Consider the following 24,046-nt stretch of genomic DNA (forward strand, 5'->3'; position numbering starts at 1 on the left):
GTAAAATGTTAGGGGTTATATTATGACTTTTTTGAAATTATTTGGTTTTTTACTGCGACTGCGACTGCGACTGCGACTGCGACTGCGACTGCGACTGCGACTGCGACTGCGACTCCTGACTATCGACACTTATTTCATCTACAAAAATCCAGCTTCGTCCGTCAGGATATCCGAGATGCCATTTGGGTAGCACACCTTGAGTTTTGGCAATTATTTTTATATAACGCGCTTCACCTAGTTTTGAAAGGGAAATAGTTTCAATTTTTACTTCATCTGTATTCTGTGGCTTTTCAAAATTCCAATCCATTTGTTTTGTAAATCTTTCACCATCTTTTGAAGTATAAATTTCTGCTACTTTTGGAAGGAAAATCCAAGATTTTTGGTCTCTTAAAAAGTTGATTTTCATATTGTAAATGAGTTTTACTTCTCCTAAATCAACGGTAGCATTTAAATCAGTGTTCTGATAACCTTGCCAAGACCCAGTCCGGAAATCTTTAGTTCCTTTGATGCCATCAATAAGCGCATTTTTGCCACCTCCATTGTATTGATTGGCGTATGATGTTTTTAAACTAATGGACCTATTTGGGTCAACCACGTAAAAATCTGTGGTCAGTGTTGCGCTTTTTTCATCGTCCTTTTCAGCGTAAATTTTGAGAGATGAGGCTTTGGTTAATTTGAATGGTTTTTCATAAAGCACGAACTCTGTATCATCGATGGCGTAATAGATGTTTGCCTCTTGGTCCACACACTGCAACGCTACTTCTGTTTCATTTTGAAATGCCACATCCCCTGAAGCGATGAAGGGAACAGGTACAATTTTATAGTCATCGATGTGTGTTACTGGTTCATCTCCTTCTGCAGTTCCCCATTCCGTAGGTTCATTCGTCATCCAAAACTCGAGCGTACCACCTTCCATAATGTCTTCGTGTGAAATGTAGGTTTCATCAAGAGTTCTACCATTGAGTTTAGCCTTTGATATATATTTATTATCAGCACTCAAATCGTAAGCCTTGATATGGAATTTTTCGCCATTCTCAAGATTGATGGTTGTTTTCGGGAACAATGGCGTACCGATGATATATTGATTGGAACCAGGTGTTACAGGATAAAAGCCCATAGCGCTGAACACATACCAAGCGCTCATTTGTCCACAGTCTTCGTTTCCTGAAATGCCATCAGGCGCATTTTTGTACAACTGCGTTAAAATCTGATGAACTTTTTCTTGAGTTTTATAAGGTTTATTGACAAAATTATAGAGATAAGCCATATGGTGGCTCGGTTCATTTCCGTGAGCGTATTGTCCAATCAATCCTGTAATGTCAGCTTGGTCGCGACCGGAGGTTTTGGTTTTTGCGGTGAAAAGTGTATCCAGTTGCACTTCCAAAGAGTCTTTTCCGCCAAGCAATGCCATAAAACCTGTGATGTCTTGCGGCACATAAAAGCTGTATTGCCACGCATTGGCTTCAGTATAATTGAAATTGACTTCGTAAGGGTCAAATGGCGAAAACCACGTGTTTCTAAAGCGACCACGCATAAATTTACTTTCTGGGTCGTACACGTTCTTGTAGTTCTGAGCGCGTTTATAAAAAATCTCCTCCTCCTCATCTTTGCCCATTTCTTTTGCCATTTGAGCAATCGTCCAATCGTCATAAGCATATTCCAAAGTTTTTGAAACAGACTCACTTTCTTCTTCCACTGGAATAAAACCGTATTTTTTATAAGATTCCAATCCGAGCCAATTTCGAGTAGCGGAGAATTTCATCGCCTCAAACGCTTTTTCAGCATCATAACCACGTATATCCTTTAAGTAAGCATCCGCAATGACGGGAACAGCGTGGTAACCAATCATACAACCTGTATAATTTCCGGATAAATCCCAAATGGGCATAATGCCTCCTTCATAGTATTTTGAAATAAAGGTATTGATGAAATCGTTGGTTCTATCCTGTTCGATAATCGTATAAAGTGGATGTGCGGCACGATAGGTATCCCAAAGTGAAAATACTGTGTAATAATCAAACTTTTTGGTCTCGTGGACCTTTAAATCCATACCTCGATAACGACCATCGACATCTTGATAAATGTTAGGTGCAATCATCGTATGATACAATGCTGTATAAAAATTGGTTTTGTAATCTCTGTTATCACTTTCTACTACAATTTTTTCCAATTGCTTTTCCCAAGTATTTTGAGCTTCTTTTTTGATGTCGTCAAAAGTTTTGTCACCAATTTCTGTTTCAAGATTCTTTTTGGCACCTTCTTCGTCCACAGGACTGATACCAATTTTCACATAAACTGGCTCATTCTTCGGATTATCAAATTGAAAGGCTGCTTTTTTGTTTTTGTATTGACTACGAGAAGCACCCAAGTCAACAGAAATTGGATGGGAAAATTTGATGTAGTAATATAGTTTTTGCTGTTTGGCCCAAGCTTTGGAATGGCGATGTCCAGACAATTCTGTGTCAGAAATACGCTTGATGCTGCCGCTCAATAATTCATCACGATGCAACAAATCCAAAATAAGCATTTGGTTTTGAGCTCTTGGATATTGATATTTATGAATGCCACTTCTTGTGGAAACAGTCAATTCAACCTCAATACCAGTATCATCCAATTTTACTTTGTAAAAGCCAGGTTCTGCAACTTCATTGTCGTGAGAAAACTTGGAACGGTAACCTCGTTTACCATCACTTCCATTATCAAAAACAACACTGTTGGTTGGCATCAATAAAATATCTCCATAATCGCTCACACCTGTGCCGCTCAAGTGCGTGTGTGAAAATCCATAAATGTGATTGTCGCTATAATGATAGCCCGAACAACCATCCCAACCATCAAGTCTTGTGTCAGGACTTAATTGCATCATTCCAAAAGGCATCGTAGCGCCTGGATAGGTGTGTCCGTGACCGCCTGTTCCTATAAAAGGATTGACGTAAGAAATCAAGGATGAATCCTTTTTGGCTGGTTCAGTTTTAGGCTTGTTGTCGCATCCTAAAACTAAAAAAAAGGAAAAACATATGGCGAAAAATGGTTTCATCGGTAACGCAATTCAAAAGCTTCCGAAATATAGTAAATCTTAAGGGATGGTTAAATTTAATCTTAAGATTTTAATAACAGCCTATTTCAGTTATCTTTGAATAAAACTGCTTAAAGAATGCGTTGGATTGTCTTTATCATCATCTATATTTTACTTAATTTTTACGGATTTCAGGCCATTAAAACGGTGTCGAAATTACCTTGGTTACATTACTTATTTATAGGAATTGCACTGTTGATAGTTGGAAACTTTGTGATTCAATTTACAATGACGTCAGAAGGACGTGTGCTTTCACCTGCCAAGAGTTATGCCTTTGGATTTCTATTATCGTTTATTCTTTTCAATCTGGTATTGGTGATATTTTTATTTGGAGAAGATATAGTTCGTTTTATAATTGGAATCAACGAGAAACTCTTTGGATCGACAAAAGAATACCATGCACCTTCGCGTAGAAAATTTATAAGTAGCATTGCACTGGGTATTGCTGCCATTCCATTCGCTTCTATGTTATATGGAATGTATCGCGGTAAATACAATTACCGAGTTTTAAAGTACATATTACACTTCGAAGATTTACCCGAAGCTTTTGATGGTTATCGCATTACCCAAATCAGTGATATCCATTCAGGAAGTTTTGACAATCGTGAAAAAATAGAGTATGGTGTCAACCTTATCAAGGAGCAGCAAAGCGATGTTATTTTTTTCACAGGAGATTTGGTCAATAATAAAACGTCTGAAATGTTGCCGTGGAAAGATTTGTTCAGTGAGTTAAAGGCCAAGGATGGGGTGTATTCAGTATTAGGAAATCATGATTATGGCGATTACATTGATTGGAAAACTGAAGAAGAAAAAACTCAAAATCTGGAAGATTTAAAATTTCTCCAAAAAGAAATGGGCTACGATTTATTATTGAATGACAGCCGTTTTATAGAACGAAATGGACAACGAATTGCTATAGTAGGTGTGGAAAATTGGGGTAAAGGCGGTTTCAAAAAAGCAGGCGACCTTAAAAAAGCCTCCGAAAAGATTGATGCCAATGATTTTAAAATTCTTTTAAGCCATGACCCAAGCCACTGGGATGAGGTCGTTACGAAAGATGACTATCATTACCATTTAACCTTAAGTGGGCATACACATGGTATGCAGTTCGGTATTGAAATACCAGGATGGGTAAAATGGAGTCCGATAAAATGGCGATACAAGCATTGGGCAGGAATCTATAAGGAACTTGGACAATACATCAATGTGAATAGAGGGTTTGGTTATTTGGGCTATCCTGGACGTGTGGGTATCTGGCCGGAAGTTACTGTCATTGAACTGAAAAAGGGTCCTGATTCCTTGAATTCCTAAAGCTATCATTGAGCAAAGGGAAGCTATTTGCGTATCATATAGTTGAATATGAAAAAAAATATGTAGGTTTGTAATAGCACATTTGATTTAAACATTAAAATGTATGTCAAAATTTGGCGAATTAATAGATGTTGATATTCCAGTTTTGTTGGATTTTTTTACAGAATGGAATGAACAGTCTACAGCAATGCATCCAGTATTAAGAGATGTAGCTGCAGCACTTGGTGATAAAGCTAAAGTGATAAAAATCGACGTTGATAAAAATAAAGAGTTGGCTGAAGCACTTCGCGTAAAAAATTTGCCGACACTCATCATTTATAAAAGTGGCGAAATGAAATGGCGTCATAGTGGTGAACAAGATGCCAATACTCTTATTGGCATTATTCAGGAATACGTTTAAATTCATATTCTCTTTCAGTAAAATAGTCGAGTACTTTTGGTAATGCATATTGTAATCGCTTTGACGCTTTGACACTGTCATGAAACACAATGATGCTACCGTTTTTTGCGTTTGCAACCACATTTTGTAAGCACTTTTCGTCAGAGATGGTATCTTTCCAATCAAACGCCAAAACATCCCACATAATTATTTGATAATCTAACTTGCGAAGTGCTCGAGCTTGCTTAAATGTTATTTGACCATAAGGTGGACGAAAGAGATTATTGATGTGAGATTTTTGATTTGTAGTTTTTGAATCAATCAGCTGTTGTGTGCGCTCAACTTCTTTTAGGTAAGCCTCTGTCTTGAGTTTCCATCCTTTCGGATGATTAAACGTGTGGTTTCCTATGGAATGGCCTTCTTTGTCAATTCTATTAAAAATTTCTTGGTGTTTTTCGATATTGTTTCCGATGCAGAAGAAAGTAGCCTTCGCATTGTATTGCTTAAGCACATCCAAAGTCCAATCTGTGATATCAGGCGTTGGGCCATCATCAAAAGTAAGATATAATACCTTTTCTTTAGAAGGAATGTCCCAAATGCAGTTTGGGTACAACTTCTTCAGCAAAAAAGGCGTTTTTGCAGGAATTAAATTCAAATTACTCAATCTAATCTCAAGATGCTGTCAATAGTATCTAAAGGGATGTCTCTATCTTGCTGTTGCATATCTTCCCTAGGTTCTTCTCCCATAAAATGACTAAACAGCTTTAGGTAATTGTTGAATTTCTCTGTTTCTTTCATCGCAAAATCCTTGTCCTGGTAAACTACAAGTATATCTACCAAACTGCGATAACGCTCAATGTCCGTAACAATTTCGTCTAACAATTCGGTTTGACTTTCTATCGACAATCCACTATAATAAGTAAGGTTTTCTTGATATTTTTTGGTGACATCCTTGTATAGCTTTCTTCCTTTTTCTGTGTTTCCAATTTCATAATAAGCACTTATATAAGGTTCAAGCAATGTATAGTATCCATAATCATCAACAGGCATTTTTTCCATGGCAAGATCAGCAACCTTTTCAGCTTTGTCCAATTTGTCCTCATTGATCAATTGTTCAATCAATCGTGCCAAATTACCTCTATAAGTAATACCATTCTTTCTGGTTTCAACATCATAATAAATATCAGTGCCACTATTTCCCCAATCCCAAGCCATAACTTTTTCATACATCAAATCACTGTCTACGCGTCCCATATCGAATGGATTCGCTCTATCGACAGGTGTTTTGATAGGGACCAATTTGTAACAAAGACCGTCTAATTGCAGATAATTTTTCATCCAGATGTAATCGTCATCACCAAAACTTCCACCTGTAAAATAAATTGGTCGTTTCCAGTCGTTGTTGGCAACAATGTCAAGCATCAGAAGCCTGTTTTTGTACAAAGCGCTTCCTTTGATTTCAATTACGATGTTGTCTACAATTTTATCGGCATCTTTTTCTTTGACAATACCATTTTTAAGCACTTCTTCTTTATTGACAGGGATTTTTACAAACCTGGTAGGGAAGTAATTGCCATTCACCATTTGATTAGGATAGACGCTTGGGTCATCACCTTCTTGCTGCATAACGAATTTTAGCTTGGTTCTAGGATTATCGCTCAATATGAAATCCATAAAATCCTTAATGTTCAACGTGTCTTGGGAAATTCCTTTATATGGAATGTAATCGCGCGTTCCGTATCTATATTGTTCGTGTGTCATTTGCGAAGGAATCGGGTCACTATCATAAGCTTTGCGCTTCATCTGATCGATATACCAATCGGTTTGGAACAAACTAGTGTTCACCACTCTTACATCCCTTCGAATGCCTTCAATCTCTTGTGCATACCATAAAGGGAAACTGTCATTATCCCCAATAGTGAACAAAATAGCGTTCGGATCACATGACTCCAAATATGCCACAGCCATGGAATGCGCCGTTTCTTTATTAGACCTGTCGTGATCATCCCAATTGTTGGCAGCCAGTATTCCTGGAACTAATACCATACAAACGATAGTAATTACGGGTGCCAAAAACTTGGATTTGATGCTGTTTCGTAATAGGTCGAAAATAGCATAAACCCCAAAACCAATCCAAATGGCAAATACATAGAAAGAACCAACTACCGAATAGTCGCGCTCTCTTGGTTCAAAGGGTCTTACATTAGTATAAAACTGAATAGCCAAACCTGTCATTAAGAAAAAAACCAACATCACCCAAAAACGTTTTTTGTCTTTATGAAACAGAAAAAATAACCCTATCAACCCTAAAATTAAAGGGAGAAAGTAATAAGTATTTCTGCCTTTATTGTTTTTAACATCACTCGGTAAATTGTCTTGAGACATTCCTAAATGCCATTCATCAATAAAGTCGATGCCGCTTATCCAGTTCCCATGATTGTCGTACTTTCCCTGGATATCATCTTGTCTTCCAGTGAAATTCCACATAAAATAGCGCCAATACATATATCCGAATTGATACTCAAACATATAGCCAATGTTTTGTACTAAAGATGGTTTTTCAATATCTAAATATTGCCCAAATTGTTTCAGAAACGTATTGTAGTCTTCATAATCTATTTTTCCTTCAGATACATTTTTCCTGAATTCTCCAACGATGGCTCGCAATTCATTCTGCATTTGATATTCAGGTTTGATAGAGAAGTCCAAAAGTCCAGTGAACATCATATAATTATCGGCGTTTTCTGAACTCCACATGCGCGGAAGAATTTGGGCATGCTCTGAATTATAGTTTTGCTTGGCACCTTTGTAGTCGTTGACAATGACATATTTACCTGACTTTTCATCTTTTTCATAATTAGGTTTGTCATCTACATAAGGCTCATTTTCATCTAAACCTGTATAAATTTCAGTAAATAAAGGTCCATAAAACAAATGGGTTTCTGGATACTGTTCCAAATTGTAATACGCCAAGAGCTCTCTAGCGTCAGATGGGTTGTTTTCATTGATAACTACATTGGCATTTGCTCGGATAGGCAGCATAATCCAAGAAGAAAAACCAACAAATATAAATAGAAGACAAAGTATCAAAGTATTGATATTTACGTGTCCTTTGTCTCTTGTGTATTTTAATCCGTAATAGAATAATGCAATGACAAACAAACCAGCAATGATGGTACCAGAATTAAACGGAAGCCCAAAGGTATTCACAAAGAAAATTTCAGAAATACTAAAAACCTTTAAGGCGTTTGGCAGTAAAAGCTTGAAAATGAACAACAAGATTGCTGCTGAAACCACATTGGCAATGATAAAGTTCTGCCAAGTGATGGTTTTGTAATTTTTAAAATAATAAATCAATCCGATGGCAGGTATGGTTAAAAGCCCCATAAAGTGAACACCAAAGGATAGTCCAATTACGAAAGCAATTAAAACCAACCAACGATTACCGCGAGGTTTGTCCATATCTTGCTCCCAGCGCAGCGACAAGTAAAATAATACAGCCATGATTAAAGTTGCCATGGCATATACTTCTGTTTCTACAGCATTGAACCAAAAAGAATCAGTAAAGGTAAATGCCAAACTTCCCACGAAACCACTTCCTAAAATGGCCAACTTTTTGTTGGTATTTAATCCTTCATCAGATTTTAACAATTTTTTGAGTAAAAGTGTAATGGTCCAGAACATGAAAGCTATGGTAAAAGCGCTTGCAACTGCACTCATCATATTCAGCATGGCACCAATTTGTGAGGGTTCTAAAGCAAACATGGAAAAGAATGCTCCAAACATCTGAAACAAAGGTGCTCCTGGTGGGTGCCCTACCTGTAATTTTGAAGAAGTTAGAATATATTCTCCAGCATCCCAAAAACTTACAGTCGGTTCAATGGTTAGTCCATAAACAGTGGCAGAGATAGCAAACACAATCCATCCTGTGATGGTATTCCACTTTTTAAAGTTGAAATCTGTCATAAAATATGATGTTTGAAAGATGTGGCGAATTTAGTAATAAAAAATAAGGGAATCAGTTTTTTAAGTAAACGTTAAGGGAATGCTCATATTTTATTTAAAAAATGTTTGTGCAAATGAAACTTTGTACTAAATTTGCATCCTCATTTAGAGATTGGCCTATGGTGTAACTGGCAACACGTCTGGTTTTGGTCCAGAAGAGTCTAGGTTCGAGCCCTAGTAGGCCAACAAAAAAAGTCTTCCTTTTTTGGGAAGACTTTTTTGTTTCAACAGTGATTCATCAAATTTTAAAAGTGATGACTGGTCGTTTCGCATGATTCACCAAATCCTCACTGATACTACCATTGAAGAAGTGCGCAATTCCTTGGCGTCCATGCGTACTGATACCAATGAGGTCGGCATCAATTTCTCGAGAAAAATTTAAAATACCCTTTTCTACACTTTCGTCATTATAAATATTCATGGTGTAATTTGCAAAAGGATAGTCTTTAATGAAATCTTGAATGCGTTTTTTTGCATCAGCAGTATTGCTAAAATTGTTAGGTGTGTTTACCATTAATAAATGAACTTTTGCGTCAAATGCTTTAGCTAAATCAACAGCTTGTTTGTACGTTTCTTTATTGTCATTTTTAAAATCAGATGCAAAAACAAAGTTATCTACATTAAAATTTGCATGTTCATTTTTAATCACCAAAACGGGTATGTCGGATGTACGGACTACTTTTTCTGCATTCGAGCCTACAAACATCTCTTTAAAACCACTGGCTCCGTGAGAACCCATTACAATCATATCAACATTATGTTCCTTACAAGTTTCAATGACGTTTCCGAAGTTGCTGTCAGCTTTAACCGTTTCATGTACTGTAATTCCGTCCAAATAGTCACTAGCCATGACATTTTCAAACCGTTGATGTGCCAGTTTCATAAAAAACATGGCTTCTGGTAATGCTCCGCTATGTGCATTCATAGCATCAACCTCCTGAAATGGAATTTCAAGCATATGCAATAGATATATTTCTGAATTATGACGTTTGGCTAGTTGTGCAGCCACTTTGAGTGCATTTTCTGCTTCTTTTGAGAAGTCGGTTGGAACTAAAATTTTTTTCATAATGTTGAGGTTGCTTTTGTATGTTCTAAATTTAACAATAAAATTCGACTTGACGACTGTTGTGTAAATCAATTTAAAAGTTGTATATTTGCACCGCAGTATGGCAAAAGAAAATTACGAGGGGACAAGGAGTCCCCTCTTTTTATAACAAAAAAATGCTTAAGGAATCAACGGTTCAAACGCTTATAGATAATGGGTTAGAAGAAAGAAATGACCTTTTTCTAATTGATTTAAAAATTACTCCAGATAATAGAATTAATGTTGTTATTGATGGGGATAATGGTGTGAGTGTCGAAGATTGCATTTTCATAAGTAGAGCCATAGAGCATAATTTGGATCGTGAAGAGGAGGACTTTTCGCTGGAAGTAACTTCGGCTGGAGCGACTTCACCAATGACCAACAAGCGTCAGTACAAAAAGAATGTTGGAAGACTGCTTCAGGTTAAATCTAAAGAACAAGGAAAAATAGAGGCGAATCTTACAGGGGCGGATGAAGACTACATCACCTTGGAATGGAAAGCACGAGAGCCTAAAGCTATCGGCAAAGGAAAAGTAACTGTTAATAAACAAGCAAAAATATCTTATGATGATATTTTGGAGGCAAAAGTGATTATAAAATTTTAATTTATAGCGAGTATGGAAAATATTGCGTTGATTGAATCTTTTTCAGAATTTAAAGATGATAAATTAATCGATCGTGTAACGTTAATGGCGATTTTAGAGGACGTTTTGAGAAATGCTCTAAAAAAGAAATATGGGGATGATGACAATTTTGACATTATCATTAACCCAGATAAAGGAGATTTGGAGATTTGGAGAAACAGAATAGTTGTTGCCGATGGCGAAGTTGAAGAGCCAAATCAAGAAATTGCACTATCTGAAGCGAGAAAAATTGAGCCCGATTTTGAAGTTGGAGAGGACGTAGCAGAAGCGGTCAAATTAATCGATTTGGGAAGACGTTCTATTTTGGCATTGCGTCAAAACTTGATTTCAAAAATCCATGAGCACGATAATACCAACATCTACAAACAGTTTAAAGATCTAATTGGCGAAATTTATACGGCCGAAGTACACCATATTCGTCACAGAGCAATCATTTTGTTGGATGATGAAGGAAACGAAATCATTTTGCCGAAAGAAAAACAAATTCCGTCCGACTTCTTTAGAAAAGGAGAAAACGTAAGAGGAATTATAGAAAGTGTAGAGCTTAAAGGAAACAAGCCTACAATTATTATGTCTAGAACTGCTCCAGTGTTCTTGGAGAAACTTTTTGAACAAGAAATTCCTGAAGTTTTTGATGGATTGATTACAATCAAGAATGTGGTGAGAATCCCAGGAGAAAAGGCAAAAGTTGCTGTTGATTCTTATGATGATAGAATCGATCCTGTAGGGGCTTGTGTTGGGATGAAGGGTTCCAGAATTCATGGAATTGTAAGAGAGTTGGGTAATGAAAACATTGATGTTATAAACTACACAAACAATTTACAATTATTCATCACAAGAGCTTTGAGCCCAGCAAGAGTGACATCTGTAAAGCTAAATGAAGAGGCAAAACGTGCTGAAGTTTTGTTGAAACCAGAAGAGGTTTCCAAAGCCATCGGAAGAGGAGGGCATAACATTCGTTTGGCAGGTCAATTGACAGGTTATGAGATTGACGTATTTAGAGAAGGAGCTGAAGAAGACGTAGAGCTTACTGAATTCTCTGATGAAATTGAAGACTGGGTAATTGATGAATTCAACAAAGCAGGTTTAGACACAGCGAAAAGTATTTTAGAGCTCGATGTTGAAGACTTGGTGAAACGAACCGATCTCGAAGAAGAAACAATTATAGACGTACTGAGAATTCTTAGAGAAGAATTTGAAGAGTAACACATATTTTAAAGTATATTTAGAAGCAATTTATGGCTGATACAATTAGATTAAATAAAGTATTACGAGAACTCAACATTTCCATTGATCGTGCAGTTGATTTTTTAGAATCGAAAGGCATCAGTGTTGAAAAAAGTCCGAATACGAAAATATCAGAAGAAGTTCACGGTATTCTTTCTAACGAATTTCAAACAGATGCAGATAAAAAGGCTGAATCTCAAGAAGTTAGTGAAGCAAAGCACAAAGAAAAAGAAGAACTACGGGAACTACGTGAGCGTGAATTAGAAGAAAAACATCGAAAGGAAGAAGCCAGCAAACAAGTTGTAAAAGCAAAGGCAGAGCTGTCAGGACCAAAACAGGTTGGAAAAATCGACTTGAATCCTGCAAAACCTGAAGCAAAAAAAGAGGAGCCAAAGGCCGAAGAACCTAAAGAAGTAAAAGCAGAAACGCAACCTGACACGAAAAAAGAGTCTTCAGAAATTGAAAGTAAGGAATCTAACGTTGAAGTTCCTAAAGCTGAAAAAGCGGTTGAAAAAAAGTCTCCTGATGCAGACGAAGATGAAACTCTTAAAACCCAATATCAAAAACTTTCCGGACCTAAAATTGCTGGTGAAAAAATAGATTTATCTCAATTTAATAAACCTAAAAAGAAAAAAGAGGATAAGCCTTCTGATAATAAAGACAGTTCAAGCAAAAAGAAAAGACGTCGCATTAGCAAAGGAGGTCCTGGAGATACAAAACCTAACTTTGGTGACAGAAACCAAGGTAAAGGTGGTTTCAAAGGAAAACCCGGAGGGCGTAGCAGCACAATTAAAGAAGAACCAAGCGAAGCTGAAGTTCAAAAACAAATCAGAGAAACTTTAGAAAAACTTCAAGGGAAATCGTCCAAAGGTAAAGGTGCAAAATACCGAAGAGATAAGAGAGACCAACATCGCCAACAATCTGAAAAAGATTTAGAACAGCAAGAAGCAGAAAGTAAAGTGCTAAAAGTAACCGAGTTTGTGACTGCAAGCGAGGTTGCCACCATGATGGATGTTCCTGTAACTCAAATTATTTCGGCTTGTATGTCGCTTGGTATGATGGTGACCATGAACCAACGCTTGGATGCCGAAACGCTTTCGGTTGTTGCCGACGAATTTGGCTATGAAGTAGAATTTGTCACATCTGATTTAGAAGAAAATATTGAAGAGGTTGAAGATAGACCAGAAGATTTAAAACCTCGTGCTCCAATTGTAACGGTCATGGGTCATGTTGACCATGGTAAAACTTCATTGCTAGATTACATTCGTCAAGAGAATGTTATCGCAGGAGAATCAGGGGGTATCACCCAGCACATCGGTGCCTATGGCGTAACGCTAGATAGTGGACAGAAAATTGCCTTTTTGGATACACCTGGTCACGAAGCATTTACAGCGATGCGTGCCCGTGGAGCTCAAGTAACGGATTTGGCGATTATTGTAATTGCAGCCGATGACGCAATCATGCCACAAACAAAAGAGGCAATTGCCCATGCGCAGGCGGCGAACGTTCCAATTGTATTCGCTATCAATAAAATTGATAAACCAGGAGCCAATCCTGAAAAGGTAAAAGAAGGTCTTGCTAATATGAATCTATTGGTTGAAGATTGGGGCGGGCAGATTCAATCTCATGACATTTCCGCCAAAACAGGCCAAGGGGTTAAAGAATTATTGGAAAAAGTGTTGCTTGAAGCCGAAATTTTAGAATTGAAAGCAAATCCTAATAAACCTGCAAATGGTACTGTGGTAGAAGCATTCCTTGATAAAGGTCGTGGATATGTATCTACAATTCTGGTTCAAGCAGGTACGTTGAGAGTAGGAGATTATGTTCTTGCCGGAAAAAATAGTGGTAAGGTTCGTGCAATGCATGATGAACGAGGAAATAACGTAAAAGAGGCTGGTCCATCAACACCTGTTTCTATATTAGGTTTGGATGGTGCGCCGCAAGCGGGAGATAAATTCAGTGTTTTTGAAGATGAACGTGAAGCAAAGCAAATTGCTGCAAAACGTACACAATTGCAACGTGAGCAATCGGTTAGAACACAGCGACATATTACCCTTGATGAAATCGGAAGACGTATTGCGTTAGGTGATTTCCAAGAGTTGAATATCATTCTTAAAGGTGATGTTGATGGTTCTGTTGAGGCTTTGACAGATTCATTCCAGAAATTATCAACTGAAGAAATTCAAGTCAATATTATACATAAAGGTGTTGGAGCTATTACTGAAAGTGATGTCTTGTTAGCAACGGCGTCAGATGCAATTATCATTGGGTTTAATGTTAGACCAATGGGTAATGCAAGAGCTATTGCTGATAAGGAAGAAATCGATATCCGTATGTACTCCATCATATACGATGCCATTAATGATTTGAAGGATGCAATGGAGGGAATGTTGTCTCCAGAATTGAAAGAAGAAATTACTGGAACTGCTGAAATCCGTGAAATATTCAAGGTTTCTAAAGTTGGAACGATTGCTGGATGTATGGTAACTAGCGGTAAGATTTTCAGGAATTCTCAAATCCGATTGATTCGAGATGGTGTGGTTATCTTTACAGGGGAATTGGCTTCATTAAAACGATTCAAGGACGATGTTAAAGAAGTTGCCAAAGGATTTGACTGTGGTATGCAAATCAAAAATTATAACGACATTCAAGAGAATGACGTTATCGAAGCATTCCATGAGGTAGAGGTTAAGAAGAAGCTGAAATAATTTTTTTAGAGATGCATTAAATAAAAAGCGACCACATATATGGTCGCTTTTTTTATAGATTGATATTAAGTAAATTAAAGCTTATTTTTCTCTTTTTTGAAGAAAAGAATCAATGCACTTGGATAGTTTTTTTTCACTGTTAATAGCGCTCTATCTGCCTCTAGTCTGCTCAAGAAATTTCCAACGTAAATTTTGTAGTTTGGCGTTTCATATTCCATCAAAATTGGCCAATCAGAATAAAGAGAGCTCGCTTTGCTTTTTGTGTTTTCGGCACCGCTTCTATCACCAGAATAGACGCGAATTTTATACAAGTCAATTGTCTTAATGTCTTTTTTATATTCCAGCAATTTATCAATATCCTTATTGGCATCTATAGACACTAATCCTGTCTGTGCTTGGGTTACAAAAGAAAAGGATGTGAAAATCAAGCAAATAAAAAGTGGTTTAAAAACAGATTTTTTCATAATCAAAATGATTTATTACAAAAGTAAATTTATTAAACTTATTTTTGACTGAAATTATTATTTAGAATCTTTATAAATTAACAATTAACAGTTCGCTAACATTTCGCAAATGGACTTTAAGTATTACTTTTGCGAGAGATTTTATAACTGTATTTTTTTTTCAAATTAATGAAAAAATCGTACCAAAGTTTGAAAGATAATTCAACTAACAATATGCAACAGGTGATACTCCGTAAATTAACCTCGACGGTAGTTCGTTTAGGATTTATAATATTACTCACGTTTTCAACTTCACTTAAAGCCCAAGAAGGCGATCCCGCAAAAGGAAAATCGTTGTTTAATGCCAACTGTGCCGCATGTCACAAATTAGACGGTCCTATGACTGGTCCAGCGCTTCGTAATATTGAGCAGCGCTTGGCAGACGAACAAGGCTTGGATAGAGCTTGGATTACCAACTGGATTCATAACAGTTCGGCAGTTATCAAATCAGGAGACGCTTACGCTAATAAAATTTTTAAGGAGAATAATAATTCAATTATGACTCCTTTTCCAACGTTGACGGATCAAGATATTGCCGATATTTTGGCTTATACAGCTGAACCTCCTCCTGCTCCGCCTACTCCAGATGGACCAACTGAAGGAGGATCGACTTCTGGAGAAGACGCAACTTCAAACAAATTAATTCTTGGTGCTTTAGCATTATTGTTTGGCCTTTTAGCTGCTGCATTGATTTTAGTAAGACGCACTTTAAAACGTTTTGCAGATGCCAAAGGACTGGTTGTTCCGGAGGAAGAAAAAGGTATATCCGTTTGGAGAGCATTTGTTCAGAATCAATTCTTGGTTTTAGTTTCTGTGATCATTTTATTGTTAGCCAGTGCATATTTTGTATATGGTTATTTAATGCAAGTGGGTGTCGATCAGGGTTATGAGCCTGTTCAACCAATCCATTATTCACATAGAATCCATGCTGGCGATAACGGTATCGATTGTAAGTATTGTCACTCTTCAGCTAGAGTTAGCAAACACTCTGGTATTCCATCCTTAAATGTGTGTATGAACTGTCATAAATCAATTTCAGAAGTAGCTCCAGAAACATTGGCTGAAGGAAAAGACTATGGGGTTGACTATAATGCCGAAATTCAAAAATTATATACAGCAGTAGGCTGGAATCCTGCAGAGCAAAAATATTCAGGAGACGTACAGCCTGTTAAATGGATAAGAGTTCACAATCTTCCGGATTTTGCTTATTTCAATCATTCACAACACGTGAGTGTAGGTGGCATTGAGTGTCAAACCTGTCATGGTCCGGTTGAAGAAATGGAAATAATGTATCAATTCTCACCATTGACAATGGGTTGGTGTATCAACTGCCACAGAGAAACCAATGTTAAGGTTGAAGACAATGAGTACTACACAAAAATACACGAACAATTATCTAAAAAGTATGGTGTAGACAAGCTAACTGTTGCTCAAATGGGTGGTTTGGAATGTGGTAAATGTCATTATTAATAAATTGAAGATACAGTTAAAGGCTTTGATGAAAACTTTCAGTCGATAACTAACAACTAATAACTATTAAAAATATGTCATCAAACAAGAAATACTGGAAAAGTGTTGAAGAGCTAAACGAAAACAGCTCTATTGTTGAGACGCTTAAACACAAAGAGTTTGTTTCAGAAATTCCAACCGATGAGTTTTTGGGCAATAAATCTGCTTTGGAGGGGTCTTCCACTACACGTCGTGATTTCTTAAAATATGTTGGTTTTAGTACAGCTGCCGCCTCTCTTGCTGCTTGTGAAGGACCTGTTATAAAATCTATTCCTTATGTAGTTCAACCTGAAAGCATCATTCCTGGTGTGGCAAATTATTATGCAACAACTATTGCAGATGGTTTTGATTTTGCAAGTGTTCTTGTTAAAACACGCGAAGGACGCCCTATCAAGATTGAAAATAATGATATGGTCTCTTCTGGCGCTAATGCTCGAGTGCATGCGTCTGTATTGGGACTGTATGATAGTTTAAGGGTTAAAGGCCCAATGAAAGACGGAAAGAGAATTTCTTGGAGTACTTTCGACGCAGAAACCAATCAAAAATTAACTGATCTTAAAGTTGCTGGAAAAGAGATTGTTTTGTTAACTCAAACTTTTGCTAGTCCATCCACCGCAAAATTGATTGCCTCATTTAAAGAAAAATACGGAAACGTACGTCATGTGATCTATGATGCGATTTCTGAATCCGCTGCTTTGGATGCTTATCAGGCAAAATATGGTGAGCGTGCTTTGGCGAATTACGATTTCTCCAAAGCCGCTACAATTGTCTCTGTCGGCGCTGACTTTTTGGGAGATTGGCAAGGTGGTGGTTTCGATTCAGGCTATGCGCAAGGGCGTATTCCAAAAAATGGGAAAATGTCTCGCCACATCCAGATTGAGGCAAACATGTCTTTGTCAGGAGCAAACGCCGATAAACGAATTCCTGCAACACCTAGTCAACAAAAGAAAGCTTTAGCAAAATTATATAGTTATATTACAGGTCAAGGTGTTTCCGCAGAATTGCCTGCACAGCTAGATGAAGCCGTTCAAAAAGCAGCTTCTGAACTTAAGAAGGCGGGGAGTAATGGCGTTTTAGTGACGGGTCTGAATGATGTAAATGCACAAGCCATTGCGTTGGAAATTAATGCCGCTTTGGGTAGCAAGGCATTTGATCCTAAAACACCAATCACTACAAGACAGGGTAATGATAAAGCAGTTGCTGCCCTCGTTTCAGATATGAAAGCTGGAAAAGTTGGTGCTATTATCATGTTTGGAGTTAACCCTTTATATACATTGCCAAACGCTTCAGATTTTGCTGAAGGTTTGAAAAACTCATCGCTAGAATTATCCATCGCATTCTCCATGAAAGAGGATGAAACAAGTTCTGCAGTACAATATATAGCTGCGACACCTCACTATTTAGAATCTTGGGGAGATGTTGAGCTTAAAAAAGGTCATTTCGCCTTAACACAACCTACCATTCGTCCTTTATTTGATACAAGACAGTTTCAAGATGCATTGTTGAAATGGACAGGAAATGGCGATAATACCTATCATGATTTTATTAAGGAAACTTGGAACGCAAGTGTTTTAGGAGGAAGTTCATTCAACCAAGCACTTCATGATGGTGTGTTTAAAGCAGGAGGTCTGTCTGTAGCTTCATTGTTAGGAGAGGAAATGTCTTCAACAAATGCTGAATCTACAGAAAATGCTTCAGAAAATGTTTCAGCAACTTCGGTTTCGGTTGGAAGTGCTGCAAGAGCATTGGCTTCTACAAGTTCTGAAGGATTGGAACTAACACTGTATTCAAAAGTAGGAATGGGTGATGGTCAACAGGCTAACAATCCATGGTTGCAAGAGTTTCCCGATCCAATTACGCGTGTGTCTTGGGACAACTATCTAACTGTTTCCAAAGCGGATGCTGAAAAATTAGGTATCAAAAATTGGCATGTTGCCGATGGTGGCTTAAACAGTAGTATAGTAGAATTGACAATCAACGGTGTCAAAGAAACACTACCAGTAATTATTCAACCAGGACAGGCTGTTGGATCTATTGGGTTGTCATTTGGATATGGTCGTAAAAAAGGTTTGAAGGAAGAAATGCAAACCGGAAAAAGCGGCTACAAATTTTATAAAGATTTTAATGCAACGCAAACTGGAGCGGCTTTGAAAGTGGTTTCAGGAGAACATGAATTTGCCTGCGTGCAATTACACAATACCTTAATGGGTCGTGGTGATATTATAAGAGAAACTACTCTTGAAATTTTCAACACAAAAGATAGAAGTTATTGGAATGCAGTTCCTATGGTGTCTTTGAATCATATCGAAACACCAGTAACCTCACCAGATGTTGATTTATGGGATGAATTCGATCGTTCCATCGGTCATCATTTTAATCTTTCAATTGATTTAAATGCTTGTACAGGTTGTGGTGCTTGTGTCATTGCTTGTCATTCCGAAAACAATGTTCCTGTAGTGGGTAAAGAAGAGGTAAGACGTAGTAGAGATATGCATTGGTTACGTATTGACAGATATTATTCTTCTGAAGATACTTTTGAGCAGGATAACGAGAAAAAAGATAATTTCTCTGGGCTATTCGGTGATAATGGATCACTTGGAGGATTCAATGAAATGGAATCTGCCGCAATGGATAATCCACAAGTAGCGTTTCAACCTGTGATGTGTCAGCACTGTAATCATGCGCCCTGTGAAACTGTTTGTCCTGTGGCTGCAACTTCTCACGGTCGTCAAGGTCAAAACCATATGGCTTATAACCGATGTGTTGGTACCCGTTATTGCGCCAACAACTGTCCTTACAAAGTACGTCGTTTCAACTGGTTCTTGTACAACAAAAATGATGAGTTTGATTACTTCATGAATGATGATTTAGGCCGTATGGTATTGAATCCTGATGTAGTAGTTCGTTCTCGTGGTGTGATGGAGAAATGTTCTATGTGTATCCAAAAAACTCAAAAGACGATATTGGATGCAAAGCGTGATGGACGCGAAATCAAAGATGGTGAGTTTCAAACCGCATGTTCTGCAGCTTGTGGAAGTGGTGCCATGGTTTTCGGTGATATCAATGATAAAGAAAGTAAAGTTGCAAAACTTAAAGAAGATAATCGTATGTATCACTTGTTGGAAAGTGTTGGTACAAAACCAAACGTCCAGTATCATGTGAAAGTGAGAAATACAACTGAAGCTTAAATTAATTTAGAAACTATAAACGAATTATGGCGTCTCATTACGAAGCACCTATTAGAAGACCTTTAGTTACAGGTGAAAAATCATACCACGATGTCAGTGTGGATGTTGCAAGACCTGTAGAAGGAAAAGCCAATAAAGCATGGTGGATAGTATTTTCTATATCACTAGTTGCCTTCCTTTGGGGAATTGGATGTATCATTTATACCATTTCTACAGGAATTGGAGTTTGGGGTCTAAACAAAACTGTTGGTTGGGCTTGGGATATTACCAACTTCGTTTGGTGGGTAGGTATCGGTCATGCGGGAACCTTGATTTCAGCGGTACTTTTACTATTCCGTCAAAAATGGAGAATGGCAATTAACCGTTCTGCGGAAGCGATGACTATCTTTTCAGTTGTTCAAGCTGGATTGTTCCCAATCATTCACATGGGTCGTCCTTGGTTAGGATATTGGGTACTGCCTATTCCTAATCAATTTGGTTCTCTTTGGGTGAATTTCAACTCACCATTACTTTGGGACGTGTTCGCGATTTCAACATATCTTTCAGTATCATTGGTATTCTGGTGGACAGGTTTGTTGCCAGATTTCGCTATGATTCGAGACAGAGCGGTTAAACCTTTTCAAAAGAAAATATACTCTCTATTGAGTTTTGGATGGTCTGGAAGGGCAAAAGATTGGCAACGTTTTGAAGAAGTATCATTAGTTCTTGCAGGTTTGGCTACACCACTTGTACTTTCGGTTCACACGATTGTATCATTTGACTTTGCCACTTCGGTAATACCTGGTTGGCATACCACTATTTTCCCTCCATACTTCGTTGCTGGAGCGATTTTCTCTGGATTCGCTATGGTGAACACTCTATTAATTATCATGCGTAAAGTATGCAATCTAGAAGATTACATTACTGTACAACATATCGAATTGATGAACATCGTCATCATGATTACTGGTTCAATTGTTGGTGTAGCTTACATCACAGAGCTATTCATCGCTTGGTATTCTGGAGTGGAGTATGAGCAGTATGCTTTCTTGAATAGAGCTACAGGCCCTTACGCTTGGGCTTATTGGATGATGATGTCTTGTAACGTATTCTCTCCACAGTTTATGTGGTTCAAAAAATTGCGTACAAGTATCATGTTCTCATTCTTTATCTCAATTGTCGTAAACGTGGGGATGTGGTTTGAGCGTTTTGTAATTATCGTGACCTCATTGCACAGAGACTATCTACCATCTTCTTGGACAATGTTCTCGCCAACATTTGTGGATATTGGAATCTTCATAGGAACCATTGGATTCTTCTTTGTATTATTCTTGTTGTACTCACGTACATTCCCTGTGATAGCACAAGCGGAGGTGAAAACTATTCTGAAGTCATCAGGTGAGCGTTACAAAAAAATTAGAGAGCGAGGCGATAGTTTGGTTGGAACTGGTTCAGACGAGCGTACTCATAAAGTCGTTCCGCATTCTGGAACTCCAAGAGTCAAGGAAGATTCAACTGCCAAACCGCATGATCCTGAAGCAATCAACAAATTATTGGGAGGATTAGGAACTTTTGATCCTGCAACACAAACCAAAGATGATTTGAAAAAAATCAATGGTGTTGGACCTAAAATGGAAGAAGTCTTGAACGGTATCGGAATTTACTCTTACTTACAAGTAAGTAAAATGACTAAAAGAGAATATGACTTGTTGGACGAAATCACGGCATCTTTCCCTGGAAGGGCAGAGCGTGATGATTGGGCTGGACAGGCTAAATTATTAATAAACAACAAATAATAGTATGGAAGATTCTTCAAAAGTTATTCACGCTATTTATACAGATGATGACGTTTTAATGGCTGCAGTCAAAAAAGTGAAGGCAGAGCGTTATCATATAGAAGAAATATATACACCTTTCCCTGTTCACGGTTTAGATAAAGCAATGGGATTGGCACCTACACGTATTGCAATCGCCTCCTTCTTATATGGATGTGTTGGTCTGACTGTGGCTATTGTTATGATGAATTTCATTATGATTAAAGATTGGCCACAAAACATAGGTGGTAAACCTAGTTTTAGTTACATCGAAAATATGCCTGCGTTTGTACCAATCATGTTTGAGCTTACGGTATTTTTTGCTGCGCACTTGATGGTGATTACTTTTTATTTAAGAAGTAAAATGTGGCCTTTCAAAAAAGCTGAAAACCCTGACGTCAGAACTACTGACGATCACTTCTTGATGGAAATTGCTGCAGCACACAATGTAGACGAACAGTTTGATATATTGAGAAATACAGGTGCAGTTGAAATCACATTAATTGATAAAGCACATTAATATAGATATGAAGAGCTTATTTAAAATAACATTGTTGATGGTTGTATTGATCTCTTTTGCATCATGTAAAAAGGACTCAAGACCAAATTATCAATTTATGCCGAACATGTATGAGCCTGTTGGTTATGAAGCTTACAGTGAGGTTGATTTTCTTCCTAATAATATGGAAGCTAAATTACCTGCTGAAGGTTCCATTGCAAGAGGTCATGATTTATATGAAATAGACAACACTAATGAAGGATATGAATTGGCCAAAGCTACTCTAACAAGCCCCTTGGATTCGACACAAATTGATGAAGTTAGAGCTGGTCAATTATACGGAATCTATTGTGGTATTTGTCATGGTAACAAAGGAGACGGTCAAGGCAATTTGGTCAAAAGAGAAAAAATATTGGGTGTTCCTGCTTATAATGATGCTGGAAGAACTTTGACACCTGGTAGCATTTATCATGTGATTTATTACGGTAGAAATGCTATGGGTTCTTATGCAAACCAATTGAACGAAGAAGAAAGATGGCAAGTTGTGAACTATGTCATGAAGTTAAAATCAGAATTAGGTGGAAGTCAGACTGTTAAAGATTCAATTTAGATATGTATACAATTTCAAATAGATTAAAGATATTTTCGATTATCCTTATTGTATTGGGAGCTTTAGGTGTGGCGGTTGGATTTATGACATCTCACAAAACACTTGATGAAGTTAAGACGATGCTTGCTGAAGAACATTCAGCACATGGTGGAGGTCATGGAGTAGCTTCAGAATCTCATGATGTTACTTCAATGGATCATAATGAAACCACTCATGAAGCTGAAGAAACTAACCATTCAGAAAGCGCACATACTGAAGGTACCGAAGAGAGTGCTATGCATACGGACGCAATGAGTTCTACATCAGAAGAACACGCGGATGATGATGCTCATAATGCTTCAGGTGAAGAACATAGCAATCTAGAACACAGCGAAGCTGGCCACGATGAGCATGCGGCGCATGTGCAGGAGCAAATGGCAAAAAGGCCTTGGTCTGCACTATATGTTGCAGCATTTTTCTTCATGATGATTGCTTTAGGTGCATTAGCATTTTATGCAATTCAAATTGCAGCACAAGCAGGATGGTCACCATTATTATTTAGAATAATGGAAGGAATCACGGCATATTTATTACCAGGTGCCATTATTGTAGTGGCTATCGCATTGGGTTCTCATTTTATAGGTCATCACAATGAAATTTTCATTTGGATGAACGAAGATGTTGTAAAAGATGATAAATTAATTCAAGGAAAGTCTGGTTGGTTAAATATCACAGGATTTACAATTAGAGCCATCATCTTTATTGGTGGATGGTGTCTATATCGTCATTTTGCTCGTAAATTTTCCATTGCACAAGACAATGCCGAAGAAGGGGATAACAGAAACTTCAAAAAAGCATTTCGTATTTCTGCAGGATTTTTAGTATTCTACATCTATACAGAATCAATGATGGCTTGGGATTGGATCATGAGTGTAGATCCACACTGGTTCAGTACCTTGTTTGGCTGGTATGTGTTTGCAAGTATGGTAGTAAGTGCTGTAACTGTGATTGCTATGACAACTATGTATTTGAAAGGTAAAGGTGTTTTACCGCAGGTTAACGACAGTCATATACATGATTTGGCCAAATTCATGTTTGGATTCAGTATTTTTTGGACGTATTTATGGTTCTCTCAATTTATGTTGATTTGGTATTCAAATATTCCAGAAGAGGTAACATATTTCGTCACACGTATCAATGATTACAAATTGCCATTTTTCGGAATGTTAGTTATGAATTTCATTTTTCCATTATTAATGTTAATGAATAGCGATTACAAACGAATTAATTGGTTTGTCATTATGGCTGGTATTGTGATTTTGTTTGGACATTATATTGATATTTTCAACATGATCATGCCTGCAACCGTTGGGGATAGATGGTTTATAGGCATCCCGGAAATTGGTTCAATTTTATTATTTGGTGGATTATTCTTGCTAGTAGTATTCACTGCCTTGACAAAAGCTCCGTTAGTTGCGAAAAGAAATCCATTCATTCACGAAAGTGAACATTTCCATTATTAATAACAATA

The 24,046-nt window shown here is 37.5% G+C and carries 16 protein-coding genes and 1 tRNA gene; 12 read left to right on the forward strand and 5 right to left on the reverse strand.

All coding sequences use genetic code 11. The features are described 5' to 3' along the window. Positions 1-49: 49 nt before the first annotated feature. Positions 50-3,037 (reverse strand): GH92 family glycosyl hydrolase, encoded by a 2,988-nt coding sequence (locus M0G43_RS04230; RefSeq protein WP_248023714.1) that lies wholly within the window; start codon positions 3,035-3,037, stop codon positions 50-52. A 117-nt stretch (positions 3,038-3,154) separates the two neighbouring features. On the opposite strand from M0G43_RS04230, the gene M0G43_RS04235 reads away from it, so the two are divergent. Next, positions 3,155-4,387, forward strand: a complete 1,233-nt coding sequence (locus M0G43_RS04235) for a metallophosphoesterase (RefSeq protein WP_248023715.1) — start codon at positions 3,155-3,157, stop codon at positions 4,385-4,387. A 103-nt stretch (positions 4,388-4,490) separates the two neighbouring features. Beyond that, on the forward strand, positions 4,491-4,787 hold the full coding sequence (locus M0G43_RS04240; RefSeq protein ID WP_248023716.1) for a thioredoxin family protein: 297 nt from the start codon (positions 4,491-4,493) through the stop codon (positions 4,785-4,787). On the opposite strand, the gene M0G43_RS04245 is transcribed toward M0G43_RS04240, so the two are convergent. Together M0G43_RS04245 and M0G43_RS04250 are read right to left on the reverse strand one after the other, a co-directional pair. Beyond that, complete coding sequence (locus M0G43_RS04245) at positions 4,768-5,421, reverse strand: polysaccharide deacetylase family protein (protein ID WP_248023717.1); 654 nt, start codon at positions 5,419-5,421, stop codon at positions 4,768-4,770. The two genes, M0G43_RS04240 and M0G43_RS04245, sit on opposite strands and share 20 nt — an antisense overlap. Before the next feature lie 5 nt (positions 5,422-5,426). Continuing rightward, complete coding sequence (locus tag M0G43_RS04250) at positions 5,427-8,732, reverse strand: DUF2723 domain-containing protein (protein ID WP_248023718.1); 3,306 nt, start codon at positions 8,730-8,732, stop codon at positions 5,427-5,429. A 152-nt stretch (positions 8,733-8,884) separates the two neighbouring features. Between M0G43_RS04250 and M0G43_RS04255 the strand changes: the two genes are divergently transcribed. Further along, positions 8,885-8,957, forward strand: a tRNA-Gln gene (locus M0G43_RS04255). 52 nt (positions 8,958-9,009) lie between these two features. On the opposite strand, the gene M0G43_RS04260 is transcribed toward M0G43_RS04255, so the two are convergent. Then, positions 9,010-9,837: a universal stress protein gene (locus M0G43_RS04260; RefSeq protein WP_248023719.1), complete on the reverse strand. Its 828-nt coding sequence runs from the start codon at positions 9,835-9,837 to the stop codon at positions 9,010-9,012. A gap of 155 nt (positions 9,838-9,992) precedes the next feature. On the opposite strand from M0G43_RS04260, the gene rimP reads away from it, so the two are divergent. From rimP to infB, 3 genes are read left to right on the forward strand one after another with little or no spacing between them, the layout of a single operon-like run. Continuing rightward, entirely contained in the window at positions 9,993-10,460 is a 468-nt protein-coding gene (gene rimP, locus M0G43_RS04265; protein WP_248023720.1) for a ribosome assembly cofactor RimP, read from the forward strand. 12 nt (positions 10,461-10,472) lie between these two features. Beyond that, positions 10,473-11,705 (forward strand): transcription termination factor NusA, encoded by a 1,233-nt coding sequence (gene nusA / locus M0G43_RS04270; RefSeq protein ID WP_248023721.1) that lies wholly within the window; start codon positions 10,473-10,475, stop codon positions 11,703-11,705. Positions 11,706-11,737: 32 nt separating this feature from the next. Further along, the gene (infB, locus tag M0G43_RS04275) at positions 11,738-14,434 is read left to right on the forward strand and encodes a translation initiation factor IF-2 (RefSeq protein ID WP_248023723.1); all 2,697 of its coding nucleotides are present in this window, start codon (positions 11,738-11,740) and stop codon (positions 14,432-14,434) included. A gap of 74 nt (positions 14,435-14,508) precedes the next feature. Here the strand turns inward: infB and M0G43_RS04280 are convergent, their stop codons facing one another. Next, on the reverse strand, positions 14,509-14,898 hold the full coding sequence (locus M0G43_RS04280) for an SPOR domain-containing protein (protein WP_248023724.1): 390 nt from the start codon (positions 14,896-14,898) through the stop codon (positions 14,509-14,511). Positions 14,899-15,111: 213 nt separating this feature from the next. Here M0G43_RS04280 and M0G43_RS04285 point away from each other — a divergent pair, with 213 nt between their 5' ends. From M0G43_RS04285 to M0G43_RS04310, 6 genes are all read left to right on the forward strand, one after another. Next, entirely contained in the window at positions 15,112-16,407 is a 1,296-nt protein-coding gene (locus M0G43_RS04285) for a c-type cytochrome (RefSeq protein ID WP_248023805.1), read from the forward strand. Positions 16,408-16,481: 74 nt separating this feature from the next. After that, positions 16,482-19,634, forward strand: a complete 3,153-nt coding sequence (locus tag M0G43_RS04290; RefSeq protein ID WP_248023725.1) for a TAT-variant-translocated molybdopterin oxidoreductase — start codon at positions 16,482-16,484, stop codon at positions 19,632-19,634. A 26-nt stretch (positions 19,635-19,660) separates the two neighbouring features. Continuing rightward, a complete protein-coding gene (nrfD, locus tag M0G43_RS04295; RefSeq protein ID WP_248023726.1) occupies positions 19,661-21,409 on the forward strand; it encodes an NrfD/PsrC family molybdoenzyme membrane anchor subunit in 1,749 nt (582 codons plus the stop codon). A 4-nt stretch (positions 21,410-21,413) separates the two neighbouring features. Further along, a complete protein-coding gene (locus M0G43_RS04300; RefSeq protein ID WP_248023727.1) occupies positions 21,414-21,947 on the forward strand; it encodes a DUF3341 domain-containing protein in 534 nt (177 codons plus the stop codon). Positions 21,948-21,954: 7 nt separating this feature from the next. Next, entirely contained in the window at positions 21,955-22,536 is a 582-nt protein-coding gene (locus tag M0G43_RS04305) for a c-type cytochrome (protein ID WP_248023728.1), read from the forward strand. Positions 22,537-22,538: 2 nt separating this feature from the next. Continuing rightward, positions 22,539-24,038 carry a quinol:cytochrome C oxidoreductase gene (locus M0G43_RS04310; protein ID WP_248023729.1) on the forward strand — a complete coding sequence of 500 codons (1,500 nt, stop codon included), beginning with the start codon at positions 22,539-22,541 and terminating at the stop codon, positions 24,036-24,038. The last annotated feature ends 8 nt before the right edge of the window (positions 24,039-24,046 follow it).

The organism is Subsaxibacter sp. CAU 1640, from assembly GCF_023156585.1.
Classification (GTDB): Bacteria; Bacteroidota; Bacteroidia; order Flavobacteriales; family Flavobacteriaceae; genus JBPOFM01.